Source organism: Chryseobacterium sp. SIMBA_038 (assembly GCF_046535115.1).
Taxonomy (GTDB): domain Bacteria; phylum Bacteroidota; class Bacteroidia; order Flavobacteriales; family Weeksellaceae; genus Chryseobacterium.
Window position 1 is genome coordinate 1 of the sequence record NZ_JAWRXH010000363.1, and the last position, 245, is coordinate 245.

Sequence of the window (245 nt, forward strand, 5' to 3'; positions counted from 1 at the left end):
TCGTCAAGGCGACGGCCCGACTCGCGGTCGTAATTGCACTGATGCCTGCGATTGCGGTTGCTGTCTACTACCTCATGCCTTCCGTCCGCCAGGCGGTCGATCTCAGCGTCCAGTACTTCAGTTATCAGAGTGATCATGCGGCCGGCGAGAAGGTCGTGACGGTGCTCATGTCGGGCCGCAACCTGAAGTTCTCGAATGTATGGGACGAACTTGAAAGTCGGGCGTTCCTGCCCCTACTTACAGGC

General features: G+C 58.4%; 1 protein-coding gene. It reads left to right on the forward strand.

Translation table 11 applies throughout. From position 1 onward, the window contains the following. On the forward strand, window positions 1-245 hold a 245-nt coding region (locus SB689_RS23905), incomplete at both ends, for a hypothetical protein (RefSeq protein ID WP_410694517.1).